General features: G+C 59.1%; 18 protein-coding genes. 11 read left to right on the top strand and 7 right to left on the bottom strand.

The window, feature by feature from the left end; translation table 11 throughout:
- The first annotated feature begins 162 nt into the window (after positions 1-162).
- The 3 genes from ppsA to ACIY1O_RS01175 all read left to right on the top strand — a co-directional run bounded on the left by ppsA (position 163) and on the right by ACIY1O_RS01175 (position 4,959).
- On the top strand, positions 163-2,535 hold the full coding sequence (gene ppsA / locus ACIY1O_RS01165) for a phosphoenolpyruvate synthase (RefSeq protein WP_397473226.1): 2,373 nt from the start codon (positions 163-165) through the stop codon (positions 2,533-2,535).
- 275 nt (positions 2,536-2,810) lie between these two features.
- Positions 2,811-4,109 carry an NAD(P)/FAD-dependent oxidoreductase gene (locus ACIY1O_RS01170; RefSeq protein WP_397473227.1) on the top strand — a complete coding sequence of 433 codons (1,299 nt, stop codon included), beginning with the start codon at positions 2,811-2,813 and terminating at the stop codon, positions 4,107-4,109.
- Positions 4,110-4,176: 67 nt separating this feature from the next.
- Positions 4,177-4,959 carry a methylated-DNA--[protein]-cysteine S-methyltransferase gene (locus ACIY1O_RS01175; protein WP_397473228.1) on the top strand — a complete coding sequence of 261 codons (783 nt, stop codon included), beginning with the start codon at positions 4,177-4,179 and terminating at the stop codon, positions 4,957-4,959.
- Positions 4,960-5,418: 459 nt separating this feature from the next.
- Here ACIY1O_RS01175 and smpB read toward each other — a convergent pair whose 3' ends face one another.
- Positions 5,419-5,874, bottom strand: coding sequence for an SsrA-binding protein SmpB (gene smpB / locus ACIY1O_RS01180; protein ID WP_397473229.1), 456 nt, complete (start codon positions 5,872-5,874; stop codon positions 5,419-5,421).
- A 61-nt stretch (positions 5,875-5,935) separates the two neighbouring features.
- Between smpB and ACIY1O_RS01185 the strand changes: the two genes are divergently transcribed.
- The 3 genes from ACIY1O_RS01185 (at position 5,936) to ACIY1O_RS01195 (ending at position 7,994) form a co-directional block, all read left to right on the top strand.
- Positions 5,936-6,370 (top strand): type II toxin-antitoxin system RatA family toxin, encoded by a 435-nt coding sequence (locus ACIY1O_RS01185; RefSeq protein ID WP_397473230.1) that lies wholly within the window; start codon positions 5,936-5,938, stop codon positions 6,368-6,370.
- Entirely contained in the window at positions 6,360-6,773 is a 414-nt protein-coding gene (locus ACIY1O_RS01190; protein WP_397473231.1) for an RnfH family protein, read from the top strand. Before ACIY1O_RS01185 ends, ACIY1O_RS01190 begins: the two co-directional genes overlap by 11 nt.
- Before the next feature lie 66 nt (positions 6,774-6,839).
- Positions 6,840-7,994 (top strand): enoyl-CoA hydratase/isomerase family protein, encoded by a 1,155-nt coding sequence (locus ACIY1O_RS01195; RefSeq protein ID WP_397473232.1) that lies wholly within the window; start codon positions 6,840-6,842, stop codon positions 7,992-7,994.
- Here the strand turns inward: ACIY1O_RS01195 and ygfZ are convergent.
- Positions 7,991-8,947 (bottom strand): CAF17-like 4Fe-4S cluster assembly/insertion protein YgfZ, encoded by a 957-nt coding sequence (gene ygfZ / locus ACIY1O_RS01200; protein ID WP_397473233.1) that lies wholly within the window; start codon positions 8,945-8,947, stop codon positions 7,991-7,993. The two genes, ACIY1O_RS01195 and ygfZ, sit on opposite strands and share 4 nt — an antisense overlap.
- Positions 8,948-9,075: 128 nt before the next feature.
- Between ygfZ and mltG the strand changes: the two genes are divergently transcribed.
- The 5 genes from mltG to ACIY1O_RS01225 all read left to right on the top strand — a co-directional run bounded on the left by mltG (position 9,076) and on the right by ACIY1O_RS01225 (position 13,563).
- Positions 9,076-10,089 (top strand): endolytic transglycosylase MltG, encoded by a 1,014-nt coding sequence (gene mltG, locus ACIY1O_RS01205; protein WP_397473234.1) that lies wholly within the window; start codon positions 9,076-9,078, stop codon positions 10,087-10,089.
- Positions 10,089-10,742, top strand: a complete 654-nt coding sequence (gene tmk / locus ACIY1O_RS01210) for a dTMP kinase (RefSeq protein ID WP_397473235.1) — start codon at positions 10,089-10,091, stop codon at positions 10,740-10,742. Before mltG ends, tmk begins: the two co-directional genes overlap by 1 nt.
- Positions 10,739-11,797, top strand: a complete 1,059-nt coding sequence (gene holB, locus ACIY1O_RS01215) for a DNA polymerase III subunit delta' (RefSeq protein ID WP_397473236.1) — start codon at positions 10,739-10,741, stop codon at positions 11,795-11,797. The genes tmk and holB overlap by 4 nt, the downstream gene beginning before the upstream one ends.
- 2 nt (positions 11,798-11,799) lie before the next feature.
- Complete coding sequence (locus tag ACIY1O_RS01220; RefSeq protein WP_397473237.1) at positions 11,800-12,570, top strand: TatD family hydrolase; 771 nt, start codon at positions 11,800-11,802, stop codon at positions 12,568-12,570.
- 147 nt (positions 12,571-12,717) lie between these two features.
- Positions 12,718-13,563 (top strand): ankyrin repeat domain-containing protein, encoded by an 846-nt coding sequence (locus tag ACIY1O_RS01225; protein ID WP_397473238.1) that lies wholly within the window; start codon positions 12,718-12,720, stop codon positions 13,561-13,563.
- A 14-nt stretch (positions 13,564-13,577) separates the two neighbouring features.
- On the opposite strand, the gene ACIY1O_RS01230 is transcribed toward ACIY1O_RS01225, so the two are convergent.
- The 5 genes from ACIY1O_RS01230 to ACIY1O_RS01250 all read right to left on the bottom strand — a co-directional run.
- Entirely contained in the window at positions 13,578-14,423 is an 846-nt protein-coding gene (locus tag ACIY1O_RS01230) for an RsiV family protein (RefSeq protein WP_397473239.1), read from the bottom strand.
- 15 nt (positions 14,424-14,438) lie between these two features.
- Complete coding sequence (locus ACIY1O_RS01235) at positions 14,439-15,137, bottom strand: glutathione binding-like protein (protein ID WP_397473240.1); 699 nt, start codon at positions 15,135-15,137, stop codon at positions 14,439-14,441.
- Between the two features lie 16 nt (positions 15,138-15,153).
- A complete protein-coding gene (locus ACIY1O_RS01240; RefSeq protein ID WP_397473241.1) occupies positions 15,154-15,636 on the bottom strand; it encodes a glutathione peroxidase in 483 nt (160 codons plus the stop codon).
- A 107-nt stretch (positions 15,637-15,743) separates the two neighbouring features.
- Positions 15,744-16,862 carry a carbon-nitrogen hydrolase family protein gene (locus tag ACIY1O_RS01245; protein WP_397473242.1) on the bottom strand — a complete coding sequence of 373 codons (1,119 nt, stop codon included), beginning with the start codon at positions 16,860-16,862 and terminating at the stop codon, positions 15,744-15,746.
- Positions 16,863-16,985: 123 nt separating this feature from the next.
- On the bottom strand, positions 16,986-17,932 hold a 947-nt coding region (locus ACIY1O_RS01250; protein WP_397473243.1), incomplete at its 5' end, for a helix-turn-helix domain-containing protein.

The raw sequence follows: 17,932 nt of genomic DNA on the forward strand, positions 1-17,932 counted from the left end.
AGGAAGGCGGCAAGATGGGTGGGGAAACGAGTACAATCGAACCTTGCGCGGCTTTGGGGCCGCCAGGCTTGTTCGGTTAGAGCATAGATTGTAGGGCACATTCGCCCCTTCTGTTGTGCGCTGCCCAAACAAGCTTTCTTCTATAGTGTCAAAGGTGACTTTATGTCTTACGTAGTATCGTTCGAGCAGCTCCGCATGACGGATGTTGACTCGGTGGGGGGAAAGAACGCCTCCCTTGGCGAGATGATCAGCCAGTTGGCGGGTGCGGGGGTACGTGTGCCTGGTGGTTTCGCAACCACAGCCGACGCTTTTCGCGAGTTTTTAAAATCCACCGGCCTTGATGATCGTATCGCTCAACGCCTGTCCACACTTAATCCCGACGACGTTCGCGAGCTGGCCGAGGCCGGTGCGCAAATCCGTCAATGGATCGTCGACACCCCGTTTCCCGCAGGTCTGGAGCAGGCCGTGCGCGATGCTTTTGCCAAGCTCGACGCCGACGGCAAGGGCTCTTTTGCGGTACGTTCTTCTGCCACCGCCGAAGACCTGCCCGATGCCTCGTTCGCCGGCCAGCAGGAAACTTTCCTGAACGTTGTCGGTATCGACGATGTGCTTGACAAAGTGCGCCACGTTTTTGCCTCGCTATATAACGATCGCGCTATCTCGTACCGCGTGCACAAGGGCTATGCCCATGCCGACGTCGCCTTGTCGGCGGGCATTCAGCGTATGGTGCGGTCTGACAAAGGCAGCGCCGGCGTCATGTTCACGCTTGATACCGAATCGGGCTTCAATGATGTGGTTTTCATCACTTCGTCGTACGGCTTGGGTGAAACCGTTGTGCAGGGCGCGGTCAACCCCGACGAATTCTACGTTTTCAAGCCCACGCTGGCTTCGGGGCATTACCCGATTATCAGCCGCCGCATCGGCTCTAAGCTGCTCAAGATGGAATTCGATCCCGAGCGCACCGCAGGCGTAGCCGTGCGTACGGTCGATGTGCCCGTTTCAGAGCGCAATCGCTATTCGCTTACCGACGACGAAGTGATCGAGCTGGCCCGCTATGCCGTCATTATCGAGCAGCACTACAAGCGGCCCATGGATATCGAATGGGGCCGTGACGGCGACGACGGCAAAATCTACATCCTGCAGGCCCGGCCCGAAACGGTCAAATCGCAGCAAGGCCCGCAAGACGTGCAAGAACGCTACCGCCTCAAGGCCACCGGCGAAGTCTTGATTACCGGTCGCGCCATTGGCCAGAAAATCGGTTCGGGCAAGGTGCGCATTGTCGGCGACATCTCGCAGATGGATCAGGTCAAGGCCGGCGACATTCTCGTCACCGACATGACAGACCCTAACTGGGAACCGGTCATGAAGCTGGCCTCGGCCATTGTCACCAACCGGGGCGGTCGCACCTGCCACGCGGCGATCATCGCCCGCGAACTGGGCATCCCCGCCGTAGTGGGCTGCGCCAATGCAACCGACGTTCTGCAAGAAGGCAACGAAGTTACCGTGTCTTGCGCCGAAGGCGACGAGGGCCGCATCTACGATGGCCTGATCGAAACCGAGATCGAAGAAGTCCGCTGGGGCGAAATGCCCGACATCGGCCTTAAGATCATGATGAACGTGGGCAACCCGCAACTGGCCTTCGATTTTTCTCAGATTCCCAATGCCGGCGTGGGCTTGGCCCGCCTCGAGTTCATCATCAACAACAATATTAATGTCCACCCCAAAGCCGTACTCGACTACCCCAATGTCGACAGCGATCTGAAAAAAGCGGTTGAATCCGCAGCGCGCGGCTATGCCAGCCCGCGTGCGTTTTTCGTCGACAAGCTGGCCGAGGGCGTGGCCACCATTGGCGCCGCCTTCTATCCCAAGCCGGTCATCGTTCGGCTGTCCGATTTCAAATCCAACGAATATCGCAAGCTGGTGGGCGGGTCGCGTTACGAGCCCGAAGAAGAAAACCCAATGCTTGGTTTCCGGGGTGCTTCCCGCTACTTGTCCGACGAGTTCGAAGAGTGCTTCCGCATGGAATGCGAAGCGCTTAAAAAAGTGCGCGACGAAATGGGCCTGACCAACGTCGAGATCATGGTGCCTTTCGTACGCACCGTGTCGCAAGCCAAGCGGGTCGTCGATCTGTTGGGCAAGCATGGCCTGGCGCGCGGCGAAAACGGCCTGCGCCTGATCATGATGTGCGAAGTGCCTTCGAACGCCTTGCTGGCCGACAAGTTCCTCGAGCATTTTGACGGCTTCTCGATCGGCTCCAACGACATGACCCAGCTTACCCTGGGTCTCGACCGCGATTCCGGCATGGAGCTTCTGGCCGCCGATTTCGACGAGCGCGATGAAGCCGTCAAGTTCATGCTGAACCGTGCCATCCAGGCTTGCCTGGCCGCCGGCAAATACGTGGGCATTTGCGGCCAAGGGCCCAGCGATCATCCCGACCTGGCCGAGTGGCTGCGCGACGAGGGTATTTTATCCATGTCGCTCAACCCCGACACGGTTGTCGAGACCTGGCAGCGTTTGGCCAAGACCGGCAAATAAACGGTGTTTGCATAAAGCGTCCGGTGCAAGGCCGGACGCCGTCATTTACCCCGCCATTTCGGCTTTCAAGGCTGAAATCGCGGGGTTTTTCGTGGCCGGTACATGCCGGAACCCATTTTTTCGAAATTCATTTCGGCATGGCGCGCAGCTGCCGCTGGCTGATATAGTTTTGAATGACTTTGGGGCCGCGTTTGCAGTGGCCGGATAAGCGCGTAAAGTCGATCGGCGCAACGCGCCGGGCGTTGGCTGGAACCCAATCAATATCAGGAGGATGCATGGACGACCAGGCGCACAAGGTGGTGATTGTCGGCGGCGGCGCCGGCGGCCTCGAGCTGGCCTCTAAATTGGGGCGCCGGTTCGGGCCGGAACATGTCTTCCTGGTGGATAGCTCGTCCGACCACATCTGGAAGCCATCACTGCACGAAGTGGCGGCCGGCACGCTGGATATCCATCGTGAAGGGCTTTCGTACGCGATGATGGCCAAAGATAGCGGTTTCACTTTTATTTATGGTGAGTTGTCGGGCGTCGACCGCGAATCGCGCTTCATTCAGCTGAACCCCGTGGTGGATGAAGAGCATGAAATCTTTCCCGCGCGCCGGATCAGTTACGACACTTTGGTCCTCGCCGTGGGCAGCCGCTCGAATTTCTTTGGCACGCCGGGCGCCCAGGAATACGCCGTCGCCCTCGATTCCACCCAGCAGGCCGAGCATTTCCGCAAGCTGTTCCTGCGCAAGCTCGTAATTGCAAATAATAGCCCTGAGCCTCCAGAGCCTTTGCAAATCGCGATCGTCGGCGGCGGGGCGACTGGCGTGGAGCTGGCGGCCGAGCTTGTTGAGGCGACCAAGAATATCCGCTATTACGGGCTGGATCGCTTTGATCCCGCACACAGTGTTCGCATCACCTTGCTCGAAGGCGCAGGCCGCATATTGTCGGCCTTGCCGCCGAAGATGTCCGACGCGGCGCAACGCCTGCTGGAACAAAGGGGCATCGAGGTGCGAACCTCGGTGCGTGTGGCTTCGGTCCAGGAAGACACCCTCACTGATTCTCAGGGCAGGCACTATCCTTGCGACATCTGCGTCTGGGCGGCGGGCATCGAGGCCCCGCCGTTTCTGGCACAGTTGGGATTGAACGTTAACCGACTTAATCAGGTGGTGGTCGATCGCAGGCTTCGTACCGACGACCCGAATATTTTCGCTATTGGCGACTGCGCTCAAGCGCCCTGGGACAAAGAAGATGAGTATTTGCCCGCTCGGGCGCAGGTGGCGCATCAGCAGGCCGGTTTTCTCATCCCGATATTAAGCGCTCGTGTCCAGGGAAACGAGCCGCCCGCAAAAGAGTTCCGGTTCAAGGATTACGGGTCGCTTGTGGCAGTGGGCCACACTCGTGGGGTAGGCAGCTTGATGGGCGTGCTGTCGGGCAAGAGCTGGTTCGTCGAGGGGCTGGTGGCGCGGTTGATGTACATGAGCCTGCATCTGATGCACCATCTGGCGGTGTTGGGGGTGGTGCGTACATGCGTGATGGCGGTGGGGCGCCTGCTGCTCAAGCGCAGCGCTCCGCGCGTTAAACTGCATTAGCGGCCGGCGGCTGCAATCATCCACGGGTTGTTGGTTGATGCTTGCGCTGGCTGCAATCACAACTCTGATGCTCATCAATCGAAAATCAGGCATGTATCGCGCGCGTATCGATTCGCCTTTTGGCCCCGTGCTGCTTTGCGGCGCAGAAAAGGGGCTTGCAGGCTTGTACTTCTTGGATCAGAAGGACTGCCCGCCGCTGCCTGGCGGGCCGGCGCCGCGGTCTGAGTCGCAGCGGCCGGGGTCGGGTGAACTTGGTGGTGTAGCGCTGAGGGCTTTGCATCCGGTGCGTCGCTCGAGCGGGCAGGACGGGTTGCATGAGCAGTTGGCGCTGTTTTCCAGCGATGGGGGAGCGGCGCTGTCTCACGGTGAAGCGGGTCAGGCTATTTCCGGCGAGCAGGCAACTCAGAATGGTCGCCAGGTTGTGGGCACCCGCCTTAAGCATCGTGCAGCGCACACGGAGGCGCCAGAGCTTTTACAAGGCGACACGCCGGCTGAGGTGAGCCGGCTGTTTGACTGTGTTTGGGTTGAGCTTCAGGAATACTTTTCCGGGTCTCGAAAGAACTTCGACCTTCCGCTGGATCTGGCGGGCACGCCGTTTCAGGTCAAGGTGTGGCGGGCTTTGTGCCGGGTGCCTCATGGCGAGCTTGTTTCGTACGGCGAGCTGGCGGCCATGGCGGGTCTTACCCGTGGACACGGCAGGGCGGTGGGCGCGGCGGTTGGCCGGAACCCGGTCTCTATTGTCGTGCCGTGCCATCGGATTATTGGTTCGAATCGAACGCTTACTGGGTATACCGGAGGGTTGTGGCGCAAGCTTGCCTTGCTGGAACTGGAGGGGTTTGGGTTTGTTTAGATTGCTTGTGCGGCGCCTTGTCTTGTTCTGCTTTGTCGTGCCTTATCCTGGCCTGGCTTGGCTTGTGTGTGGCGGTTGGGTGGGTGTGCAAGGGCTTGATGTTGAGTTTGTTGGCCGGCGTGTGGCGAGCGGGTATTTTGGGCGCGGCTCCCGGCGGCCCGGCTTTGCCGGGCTTCCCTCCCACCCTGTCAATTTCGGGGCGCCCCTCGGCGGGCCCCCGAAAAACTCGCAACGGCGAGCCAGTGGCTCGCCACCCGTGTTGCTCAAACAGTTCCGGGCTTGCCTCCCCGAAATTGTCAGGGTGCTCGGCTTGGTCGGACGTCACCCATAATACCCGCCCGCCACACGCCTCACGGTTTCTTGGGGGGATACAGCCGGGGTTCGCGTCGCGGCCGCATCTGGCATCTGATGTGGCGCTTGTGATTTGCGGAGTTCTTGGGCGATTGTTGGCGGAAGAGTTTATTTATTGCGGGTATCGTGCTTCATCAGCCGTTCTTTTTCACGCTGCCAGTCTTTGTCCCGCGCGGTGTCGCGCTTGTCATGCTGTTTCTTGCCTCGGCCCAGGCCGAAGTCCATCTTGATGCGGCCGTTCTTGTAGTGCAGGTTCAGGGGCACCATGGTGTAGCCGCGTTGTTCGACCTTGCCGATCAGCTTGTTGATTTCGTCGGCTTTCAACAGCAGCTTTCGCGTGCGGGTTGAGTTGGGGTGGATGTGTGTGGAGGCTGTGGGAAGGGGGCTGATGTGCATGCCCACTACAAAGATTTCACCGTCGCGAATGATGATGTAGCTTTCTTTGATCTGGACATGACCCGCCCGGATTGCCTTGACTTCCCAGCCTTCAAGTACAAGACCTGCCTCGAAGCGGTCTTCGATGAAGTAATCGTGGAATGCCTTGCGGTTGTCGACAATGCTCATGAATCAAAGGTTTTGGTCGTAGAAGGTAAAATCATTACATTCTATCCATTAACGGAAATCGATGCATACAGTTCAACGCTCCGTACTTGTTCCTTATAGCCAGGCGCAGATGTTCGATTTGGTGGCCGATGTCGAGAAATATCCTCAGTTCATGCCGTGGTGCGGCGGTTCTCAGGTTCAGCATCGCGACGAAAACGGCATGCAGGCCTCGATCACGATCAGTATCGCCGGCATCAAGCAAACCTTTACTACTCGAAATGAGCATCACTATCCCGAGAAGATCACGTTTCATCTTGTCGATGGCCCGTTCTCGGAACTTACCGGCACCTGGCTGTTCCAGGAGCTGGCTCCCGATGCCTGCAAGGTGCTCTACACCATGGAGTACGCTTTTTCGAATCGGGCCCTTGAAATGGTGGTGGGGCCGGTTTTCAATCGTATCGCCACCAGCTTCATCGACTCGTTCACGCAAAGAGCCCAGGCGTGCTATGACGACTGAGCCGGACGAGCGGTCCGGCTCTGGGCCGGCGGCCGCGCCGCTGCGCCGAGCGGGCAGCGGCGGTACGGGTGAGGCCACGGTTACGGTGGTGTACGCCGAGCCCGACAAGGTCTGGCAAAAGACGCTGACGGTGGCGGTCGGCACTGATGTGGCGGCCGCATTGAAGCTGAGCGGGTTTGCGCGGGCTTTTCCGGCTTATCCTATTGATGCGCCGGTCGTGGGCATTTTTGGGCGCCGCTGCCAATTGGACGAAGCCGTGTCCGACGCCGACCGAATCGAAATTTATCGGCCGCTGGATTTTGATCCGATGGAGTCACGTCGGCGCCGCGCGGCTCACCGCAAGGCCGCTGTTGCGCAGGCCGCTTTTCGTCCGCGCCGGGTGCGCGACGGGAACAATTCATAACTGGGCTGAGGTTCGCGCGGGCGCGGGGCCCGCTTCGATCCGCAGGCCTGATAATTCGGAGGCTGCATGAGCGCCGACCTGTTGTTTGAGACTCTGGAAGCCGGCGCAGGCCGGCGCATCGGCGTGGCGGTGTTGAACCGACCGCAAATTTTGAACGGAATTTCGCTTGAGATGTGTCGGGCGCTTGATGAGCGCCTTCAGCTTTGGGAACAGGATGATTCCATTGCACTGGTCGTATTGACCAGCAAGGGCGAGAAGGCGTTCTGCGCCGGCGGCGATTTGCACCGTTTACACGCCTCTATGCAAGAGGCCAGGCCCGGCGACCCTTGGAGCAATGAATACGCGCGCGAGTTCTTCGCTGTGGAGTATCGGCTTGATTATCGTATTCATCGCTATTCCAAGCCTGTGTTGTGCTGGGGCAGCGGCATCGTCATGGGGGGCGGAGTCGGCCTGATGATGGGAGCCAGCCATCGCGTCGCAACGGAAACCACACGCTTTGCCATGCCGGAAATTACCATCGGAGTCTTCCCGGACGTAGGCGGAAGCTGGATGCTCGAACGCCTGCCCGCCGGCATAGGGATATTCCTGGCCTTGACGGGCGCACAGCTTGGCCCGGCGGATTGCCGCCACCTTGGATTGGCAGACTATTGCCTGTACTCGGCCGGCTGGCCCGTTGTCACGGAAGCGCTTCGTAATACCGCCTGGTCGGACAATCGCCATGAAAACGACATATTGCTGGATAAGCTGTTGCGGTCAATGTCTGTGTCAGACATAGGGTCGCCAGGCCCGTTGCAGAAGCACTATGAACGTATCGCCGAGCAATGCGATGGTCCCGACTTTGAAGCGATCTGCAGGGGTCTTACGGATTGGCATGATGCCTCCGACCCCTGGCTGGCCCGTGCCGCTCAGACCTTTTTGCAAGGGTCGCCCGGGTCGGCGCGGTTGGGTTTCACGCTGCAAAAGAAAGCGCGAGGCATGTCCCTGGCTCAAGTGTTTCGCATGGAATATACGGCTATGCTGCAACGGGCGGCCAGTGACGATTTCAGGGAAGGCATACGCGCGCTGCTGGTTGACAAGGACATGACTCCACGATGGAAACCGGCCTCTATCCAAGAGGCTGACAGCGAGTGGGTCGAGCAGTTCTTCGTGCCCGGCTGGCCCGATGGAACGCCGCACCCGCTGGCAGACCTGGAAAGCGCAGAACCGAGCGCCGAGCTTTAGGCTTCGCCGCTGTTGTCGATGTGATAGGGCAGCGGATGCAGGGCGATATGGGGGCCGTCGATCGAACCCAGGCGATATTGAGCGGCGCCTATGTCTGCCAGATGCACTTCGAGCAGCATGTGGGTGCGGCCGTCGTGGGCAGCCGCATTGACGATCCGCCCGCCGGGCGATTCGGGCCGTTCGGTGTCGTAGATATCGGTGCCGGCCAATAAGGCCGCTTCAGCGGCCGAATCGGCAACGCCATAGGCCATGCGCCGCTTTACCGTGCCGCGATAATGGCTGCGGGCGACCACTTCCTGGCCGGGATAGCAGCCTTTGGTGAAGTTGACGCCATTGATGAGATCGAGGTTGAGCGTTTGCGGGATGAAAACGTCTTGGGTGGCGGATTCGATCCACGGCAGGCCGGCCGCAATGTCGGCGGCTTGCCATGCGGCAAGCATGCCGGTTGCGTCGTCGGGCGAAGGCGCGCCGGCCTGGGTGACGAGCCACCAGCGCTGGATGTCTTCGTTTGCGCTGGGGGCGCTGATCCATATGCCCTGATCAGTTTGCACGACCGACCACGCCGCAGCAGGGTCAGGCGGCGTAAGGGATGCGACGCCGGCCCCCGCAGGGTGGGTTGGAAGGCTTACGCCCAGCACGGAGGCTGGGGAGATTTCAAGCTTGACCTTGGCCCGCAGGACGAACATGGTCAGCCTTTTTACCAGGGCGGGCGCCACATCGGCCTTGACCAGGATGATCAGATCATCGGCCTGCTTGGGGTCGCGCAAGATAATCAGGGTGGCCAGCAGACGGCCTTTGGCCGTGCAATAGGCTGCCAAGTGAGCCTGGCCGGGCGGCAGGCCGGTGATGTCTTGGGTAAATTGACCATGCAGGAAATCGGCGGCGTCAGCGCCAGATGCGCGCACCACGGCAAGATCGGTAAGGGGGGCGGAAAAAGCAGAGGAATTATTCATGGAAACCACAGGTCTTATAGCGGGTAAGGCGTAAAACTGAACGCCGTACCGTTTATGATAACGGCAATTCCCTACCATGCCGTAGCAGGGTCGGCAGGTCAAGGGCCATGGGCTACACTTTAAGATCAATGAAACGCAGATTCGGCTTATTCCTTTTATACAGTTTGCTTCTTGTCGCGCTTGCCGCCTTTGTGGCTGCTGCGGGCGCTTGGTATTGGTCTATGCAACGAGCAGTCCCCATGAACGCCGAGCGTGTCGACTACCTTGTCGAACCGGGTAGTTCTCCGCACAGTGTTGCGCGTGCCATGAATGAAGCCGGCATCAAGATCGACCGCAGGGCTTTCGTTGCGTTGGCCCGGCTAACCGAACTCGACCGCCAGCTCAAGGCAGGCGCCTACGAGGCCAGGCAGGGCGATACGCCCTGGCAATTGCTCGAGCGCATGGCGCAGGGCGATATGACGCTTACACGGCTTACCCTGGTCGAGGGCTGGACCTACCGGCAGATTCGCGATGTGCTGCGCGCCAGCCCCGAGGTAAAGCAAACGCTGGAAGGCGTATCCGACCACGAGCTGCTTCAGCGCCTGGGCGCCGAACAAACCCATCCCGAGGGGCTTTTTTATCCTGATACCTATGTCTTTACGCCGGGCACGAGCGATTACGACATTCTCAGGCGCGCCCATCACGCGCAAATGCTTCAGTTGGACAAGCTGTGGGCGGAACGTGAACCTGATTTGCCCTTGTCCGACCCCTACGAGGCTTTGATACTCGCCTCGATTGTCGAGAAGGAAACCGGCCACAGTGCCGACAGGACGCGAGTGGCGGGTGTCTTTATCAACAGATTGCGCATCCGCATGCCGCTGCAGACCGACCCGACGGTAATATACGGCATGGGCGATGCGTACGACGGCCGCATTCGAAAGCGTGATCTTCAAGCCGACACGCCTTGGAACACGTATACGCGCGGCGGCTTGCCTCCGACTCCAATCGCCAGCAGCGGACTGGCCTCGCTGTATGCGGTGCTTCACCCCGAAAAACATAAATATCTTTATTTCGTGTCGCGCGGAGACGGCACCAGCGAGTTTTCCGAGACGCTGGTGGCACATAACCGTGCCGTGGCCAAATACATACTGGGACGACGCTGATGGCTACCCGACGAGGCTGCTTTGTGACGCTTGAAGGGCTGGATGGCGCCGGCAAAAGCACCCACGTGCGCGGCCTGGTCGAGCATTTGCAAGCCCGGGGCCTTGATGTGGTTTGCACCCGCGAGCCGGGCGGCACCGAAATGGGCGAGGCCTTGCGCCAGATCGTGCTGACCCGGCCCATGCAGCTTGAAACCGAGACGCTGCTGATGTTCGCCGCGCGGGTCGAGCATTTGCGCACAGTTATCGAGCCGGCCCTCGAGGCGGGCAAATGGGTGGTTTGTGACCGCTTCACAGACGCCACATACGCCTATCAGGGCGGCGGGCGCGGCCTGGGTACGCAGCGGGTCGAAGCGCTTGAGCAATGGGTCCACCCCCATATTCAGCCCGACCGAACCTGGCTATTCGACGTGCCCCTTGAGACAGCGCGCGAGAGGCTCTCCCGAGGCCGTGAACTTGATCGTTTCGAGCAAGAGGGCGCTGATTTTTTCGAACGTACCCGCAACGCCTATCATGATCGCGCCCGTCGCGACCCTGGTCGCTTCCGTGTATTGGATTCCAGCAGGCAGATCGAACTCGTGCGCGCCGAACTAATTTCACAGGCCGAAGAGCTCGAGCAAGCGTGGCGTGACGGCCTCCACGGGGATGGGGCATGAGTACGTTGCCGAGCTTTTTGCCGTGGCAACGAGAGCGGGCCGGGCAATGGCTCGAGCAGCGCGAACGTTTCGCACATGCTTGGTTGATCCACGGGCTGGCAGGCATAGGCAAACGCCAATTCATTCTTGCAGCCGCAGCCGGCTTATTGTGCGAATCGCCCGCCAAGGGCATTGCTTGCGGCGCGTGTCCGGCGTGCGCCTGGGTGGCTTCCGGGAACCATCCCGATTTGCGGCGCATACGGCCTGACGCCGTGGCCGCCCAAGAGGGTGAAGATACGAGCGATATCGCTGAAACGGGTACAACCAAAAAAGCGCCTTCCCGAGATATTCGCGTTGAGCAACTGCGGTCGCTGCACAGCTGGTTCAACACGGCCACCCATCGCGGAGGCTGGCGCGTAGCAGTGCTGTACCCGGCCGAATCCCTGAATTTAATTTCGGCTAACGCCTTGCTGAAAGTGCTTGAAGAGCCCCCGCCCAATACGGTCTTCCTGCTTGCGGCGGACGCTCCCGATCGCCTTTTGCCCACCCTGGTATCGCGCTGTCGGCGCCTGCCATTGCCCGTGCCGGCCGCCGAACAGTGTCTGCCTTGGTTGCGAGAGCAGGGCGTATCCGATCCAGCGCCCTGGCTGGCTGTTGCCGGCGGAGCCCCGCTGTTGGCGTTGGAGCGGTCGCAGGCAGACGCTCATGCCTGCCCCGCCTGGCTGGAGCAGTTGCTGCAGTCTCTTGCGCAGGGCCGCTCTCCGGAAATCGGTCCTGTAGCCGATTTGCTTGAACAGCAGGCGCCATTGTCCTGGATCGATTATCTGCAGCGTGTCTTTGTCGACCTTTCGTTGTCGGCTGTTCAGGCGCCTGTGCGTTATTTTCCCGAACAAGAGGCGAAAACTCGCGCCATTGCGCATCTTGCTGATCCGCAGCGATTGGCCGAGGCTGCCAAATGGCTTGCTTCGCAACGCGCCGTGGCGGGCCACCCGTTTAGTGCCAAGCTTTTCACGCACTCCATACTGCAACGCGTGGCCCAAGCTTGCGGCCCTGTTCTTTCAAAAGAATCCGTTTGAATATGTTTGTAGACTCTCATTGCCATCTTGATTTCCCGGAACTTGCCGAAAATCTGCCCGACATACTTGAGCGCATGCGCACCAACCAGGTTGGCCATGCATTGGTGGTCAGCGTCAATCTGCCCCAATGGCCCGGCCTGATGGACATAGTCACGCCGCATCCGCAGCTTTACGCGTCGGTCGGGGTTCATCCCGACTATGAAGACACGCCCGAACCTCGTTCTGAACAATTGGCCGAAATGGCCCAACACCCCAAGGTCGTTGCCATCGGCGAGACGGGTCTGGACTATTTTCGTCTGGCCGAGCCGCTTGAGTGGCAGCGCGAACGCTTCCGCACGCATATACGCGCTAGCCGCTTGAGCGGCCTGCCGCTCATTATCCATACACGCTCGGCCAGCGAGGACACCCTTCGCATCATGCGTGAAGAGGGCGCGGACGAATTTGGCGGGGTGATGCATTGCTTCACCGAGTCTTGGGAGGTGGCCCAAGCCGCCATGGAGATGAATTTCTACATCTCCCTATCGGGCATTGTCACCTTCAAGAAGGCGGTCGAATTGCAAGAGTTGGCTGCGCTCGTGCCGTTGGATCGTCTGCTTATCGAGACAGATTCACCCTTTCTGGCACCGGTGCCGCATCGGGGCAAAACAAATGATCCATCCAAGGTGATACATGTGGCCGAGAAAATTGCCGAATTGCGCGGCCTGCCGGTTGCCGATATTGCAAAAGTAACCAAGGAAAATTTCTTTAGGCTTTTCAATAAGATAAAGAATTAAATTAAGGTTAATTATCTAAAGTAATTTATTTAAAGTGTTTTATTTAAAGTAATTTATTAAATATTTTACATTAATAAAGTAATATAACTATTTGATTTTAAAGAAATGAAATCTTTCTTTGTTCCGATCTTAAGCGCTATTTTACTGATGTTCACTTGTCAGGCCGCCGCGGCATCCACACCCAGCGATTGGGGTGTGGATATTGCCAATGACCGCGTCGAGCAGGTTCGTAACCACCTGGCGCTGGGCGAAGACCCCAACGCGGTGGACGCCGAGGGCCAGCCGGCCATCATGCAGGCGATACAAGACGGGGCTTGGAAGGTTTACGACCTTCTCGTGCGGCATCGTAAAATCAACGTCAATGCGGTTAACGGACATAACGAAACACCCCTCATGTATTTGTCGGTTATCGGGCAGACCAAGCGGGCCGCCGATTTAATCGCCAAAGGCGCTGAAGTCAATCGCCTGGGTTGGGCTCCGCTGCACTATGCCGCCTCCAAGGGCCATCTGGAAACCGTCAAGCTGCTTCTTGCCAACAAGGCGATGGTGAACGCGCCCTCGCCGGACGGTACCTCGCCGTTGATGATGGCTGCCTATAGCGGTAGCGAAGAGGTTGTGCGTGCGCTGTTGAATGCGGGCGCTGATGCAACGGCCCGCAATCTGCGTGGCGAGGATGCCGCAGACTGGGCGCGCCGCAAGAACCATAATCAACTGGCTGCACAACTTGATGACCTCACCGATCGCGTGCTCAGGAGCCGGGCGGCGAGGGCGGCGGGCTCAGGGGCCGCCGCGTCCGCTACGACTCCCGCCGGAGCCGATCCGTCGGGGCAAATACATATGCTGGATACGACCAAGGGCGCGCTTCCCGACGCCGTGCAGCGTCGCGAGCAAGCCCAGCCCCAAGCCGACGGCTCTTCCCAAGCCGCCGAAGACAGCGGCTCGACCTCACGCTACTTCGACCTGGACCGCTTCGACCGAGAAGACGGATATTGAGCCGTGAAAGACGGCTATCCAGGCAGGAACTGGGGCTTAAGGATGCCCTGCAATTCGGTGTAAGGGATGGACAGTTCGGGCTGGCCGTGCGAGTAGGGGGCTATTTGGTATGAATCGTACTTGACCACCAGGCCGGAATCGGTCAGCGCAAAGTTTTCGCTTGTTTGAAACGGCCACAGCCTGTCGTAGGCAGCCGGGTCGCGCTGGGCGTCGGGGTTGGTTGCCAGCCAGCGTCGGTGCGCTGCGCGCAGGGCTTCTTCGTAGCGGCCGTGGGCGCCGGGCTGCAGGATGTCGGCCATTCCCAACACCTTGCCCGTTGTGTTGTTCCAGTTCAGAAATTGCGTGGCCGTAATACCGTGGGCCGCGCCGGTGTAGTACTGCCATGTGTTCAGTTCGATGACGGTCAGGTTCCGGCTTCGGTAGCGCGCTTTTGCCGAGAATACGGTCGAATCTCGTGGCGCCGCCGTTTGCCAGAAGTAGTCCTCGTACTCTTGAAGCGTGGTGTACGGCTGGGGCGAATCGGCGCTGATGCCGGTCATGACAGCCAAGGCGTGGTCGACGAGCTGGGTAAGTATGGGTACGCCGGGAAATACCAGCGAATCTACTTCGATTTGAGGGCACTCGCCCTTGCAGCCGGGTTTTGTCCGCTTGTATTTCAGCGGCTGGGTGAACTGGCCCTGTTTGCTGCTTTCCTGGGCGATCTGGTCGGCGGGTATCAAGGTGATGTTTTCGCGGGGACCGCCGGCGCAGGCCGCCAAGGTGGCCAGGCACGCCAGCCCCAGGGCGATGCGGGACGAACGCGGCCAGCCGGTGGGCAAGCCAGGCTTCAAGGCGATGCGTGGAACGATATCGAGGCTCATGACCGGTGTGGATTCTTATCGAACGGTTTGCGCGTTTTGGCCGAACAGTATTTTACGGGCCTCTTCGTCGTGTACGGTGGGCTGGCTATTGACCGTTTTGGCCACCTCGTAGGCACGAATGGTTGCCGGGCGCACGGCAATGGCGTCGAACCAGCGCTTCAGGTGGGGGAAATCGGCGAGGTTCTGGCTTTGTTTCTCGTGGGATACGATCCAAGGATAGCTGGCCATATCGGCGATGGAATATTCACCGGCGACGAACTCTCGGTCGGCAAGGCGTTTGTTCAATACCCCGTACAGGCGGCCGGTTTCGCCTACGTATCGATCGATGGCATACTGGATTTTTTCGGGTGCATAGCCATTGAAATGGTGGTTTTGCCCGGCCATGGGGCCCAGGCCGCCCATCTGCCAGAAGAGCCACTGCAGGGTGTCGGTGCGGCCGCGCAGGTCGGCCGGCAGGAAGCGCCCGGTCTTTTCGGCCAGGTATAGCAGCATGGCGCCCGATTCGAATACCGAGATGGGTTCGCCGCCGCCGGCGGGGGCATGGTCGACCATGGCCGGAATGCGATTATTAGGCGCAATTTTAAGAAAGTCGGGCTGAAACTGCTCGCCCTTGCCAATGTTGATGGGAATCAACTTGTAGTCCAGGCCGGTTTCCTCAAGGAACAGGGTGATTTTGTGGCCGTTCGGGGTGGTCCAGTAATACAGATCGATCATGTGTTTCCTTGGCGTTTCATGACAGTGCTTTTTCGATATCAGCACGTAGTTCGTCGGGGGTGGTGGACGAGCCGTAGCGTTCAATGACCTGGCCCTTTCGATCAACCAGGAACTTGGTGAAGTTCCATTTGATGGCCTTGGTGCCTAGAACGCCGCTTTTTTCTTCTTTGAGCCAGTTGTACAAGGGATGAGCGTGAGGGCCGTTCACCTCGATTTTCTCGAATAACGGGAAGCTGGCTTTGTAAACGGTGGAGCAGAACGTGAGAATGTCGACGCTATTGCCCGGCTCTTGGTTGCCAAACTGGTTGCAAGGAAAGGCCAGAACGCTGAACCCACGGTCTTTATAGTCGCGGTACAAGGCTTCGAGGCCTTCGTACTGGGGGGTGTAGCCGCACTTGGAAGCGACATTGACGACAAGGGCGACTTGGCCCGCGTAGTCGGAAAGATCGACGGGTTCGCCGGTAATGGACCGGGCCTGAAAAGAATGAAGCGAATTCATGGTGCCCCACACGCAAAAAACATCGTAGGCCCGGGCGCGCCACAACTGTGGCGCGCTAGTCGGGAGCCGATTGTTTACTTTACCAGCGGTAGGGGTTGCGGGCAATCTTACAGAGTAAGTTCGGAAGCGATGCGCTGCACGGCCGTTTCGATCTCGGCGGGGGAAACCTGATGGTCATCGGCGATACGGTTCAAAGTGCCCGAATCCGTACTTTCCAAAGCGCGTACCGACTGGACGGCTTTATTGGGTATGCGAGGATGGGTGTTCAAGCTGAACAGGTCTTGCCGCGAATAATGTCCGCAGGTGTCGATGATCGCCTTGGCGATCTTGATCATTTGCGCCGGGCAGTCGGCGTACACGATGGCATCGCCATATACGGGCCCCGCCATGGCAACCCCGATGGGTGCGTAGACGGTACTGCCTCCTTTCGCATAATTGATGTTCAGTGTGTCGCGCAGGGCGAAGTCGTCGGGGAGGGCCGCCTCGTCCATCATCCCGCAAGAGGCCATGACGAAAGCGCCGGCCTCGAACGCATGGGCGCGGCACGATGCATACCCCCAAAAGTGCTCGCCGGTGTCGTCCTGTTCTTCGAGGCTGGGGCCGGTATGAAGACGGAACGCGCCGGGGAAGACGCCCAGATGAATGTCTTCTCCTTGAGAAATCATGTGTGCCCGGGCCAGGGTCATGAGATGCTCGCCGCAGATCAGCCCGCCGATTCTGCCGAAGTCGGTCGCATAAACTTGCATGCCGCTTCCGTCGCCGCATCCCCAAACGGCCCTTTCTACAAACGTTGGCATGGTTTTGCGGTGCTTGCCCAGTATTTGGCCGTAGTTGTCGATGAATAGCAGGGTGTTGTAGATGGTATGGCTGGCCGGGTCGGAATCCAGTTCGTTGCAGCCGATAATGACTACGGCGTTGGCGCGGGCTGCGGCGTCGCATAAACGCCGGGTGTCGTCGCTTGGAATAAGCAGAGCGTTATCGTAGAAGGCGGTGCGAACCTGCACCCAGGAATCGAGCCTGGTTTCCCATCCCTCACCCCAGTACGGATAGCCTGAAATCCAGGTTTCGCTGAAGGCGATGACATTGGCGCCGCCGGCTGCGGCTTCCTGGATTTTGGCGCAAGCGATGTCGATGGTTTGCTCTCGATTCAAGAAGGCCGGGGGTGTCTGGACAATAGCGACTCGGACCGCATCGCGGCCATTCAGGATTTTCTGGCGTACTTGCATGATTCGTCTCCAATTCGTTATGGCAGGGCAATTTTTAGCCCCGCTCATTAACATTAGCCTTGGAAACCGCGCCGACTTGCCCCAGGGCGCAAGCGATTTGATTTCTAGCGAACTGTGCTTGGGCTAAAGCAGTGATTTGTAACGAACGACTGATCGTGCGGCTGGGAAAGGCTCTGCCATTTGAGTGTCTGCGGAACGCTTGCGCCATTCGCGCGGAGACATGCCAAAGTGAATGCGGAATATCCGTGAGAAATGGCTAGGTTCAAGAAACCCGTATGCGCCTGCAATGTCGGCTACGCTTCGGTGGGCATGATCCGGTCGCGCGAGCAGTTCACCTACTCTGGAAAGACGCTGCTGCAGAATGTACGAGCTGGGCTGCATGCCCCTGATGGCGAACACCTTCTGCAGCGTGCGCAGCGATATGCCCAGTTTGTCTGCCACCAACTGCGGAGTAAGGTCAGCCACCGCCGTGTGCGCGCGTATATAGCTGCACGCTTGTTGAAAACGGTCTGCCGTCGAACCAGGCTTTAACGCCGGCGCTCCCGCGTACAAGGCCAGACGCGTCAAATCAAACAAAGTCGGTTCCAGATCATCGCTTTGGTGTGGGCAGACCTGCCCCGCTGCAGAAAAACTTGCCAACAGCAGACGACTTGCGAAGCTGGTATTAAGAGCCGTGGCCGTTAACGGGTTTGTGTCGTCGGAGTGGTCGCCCAGAACATTGGCCGGAACCCGCAAAACATGTTGTTCGAAATTGCTTAAGAAGCTTAGCCGATAAGGGCTGCGGGTATCCATGGCCACCATGGTTCCGGGGCTGAGATCGACCGAGCGGCCTCGGTGCAGCAATGTTGCCACGCCTTTGTTCTGGAACATGATGATGATGCTGGCGGCAGCGTCTGACGCAATGGTTTCCGACGTACGGCATACGCTCTGAGGAGAGCCGGCGGCAGATGTGAGGCGAGCCCGTCCGATGTCCCGCCATACCAATCTGCAGTCGATTTCCTGGTGGTCGGCGGGAGTTACGACAAGACGAGCGAAAACGCGCGAAACCCCATCCGACCAGTAATCATGAC

It is taken from the genome of Pusillimonas sp., assembly GCF_044464525.1.
Lineage (GTDB): Bacteria > Pseudomonadota > Gammaproteobacteria > Burkholderiales > Burkholderiaceae_B > Pusillimonas.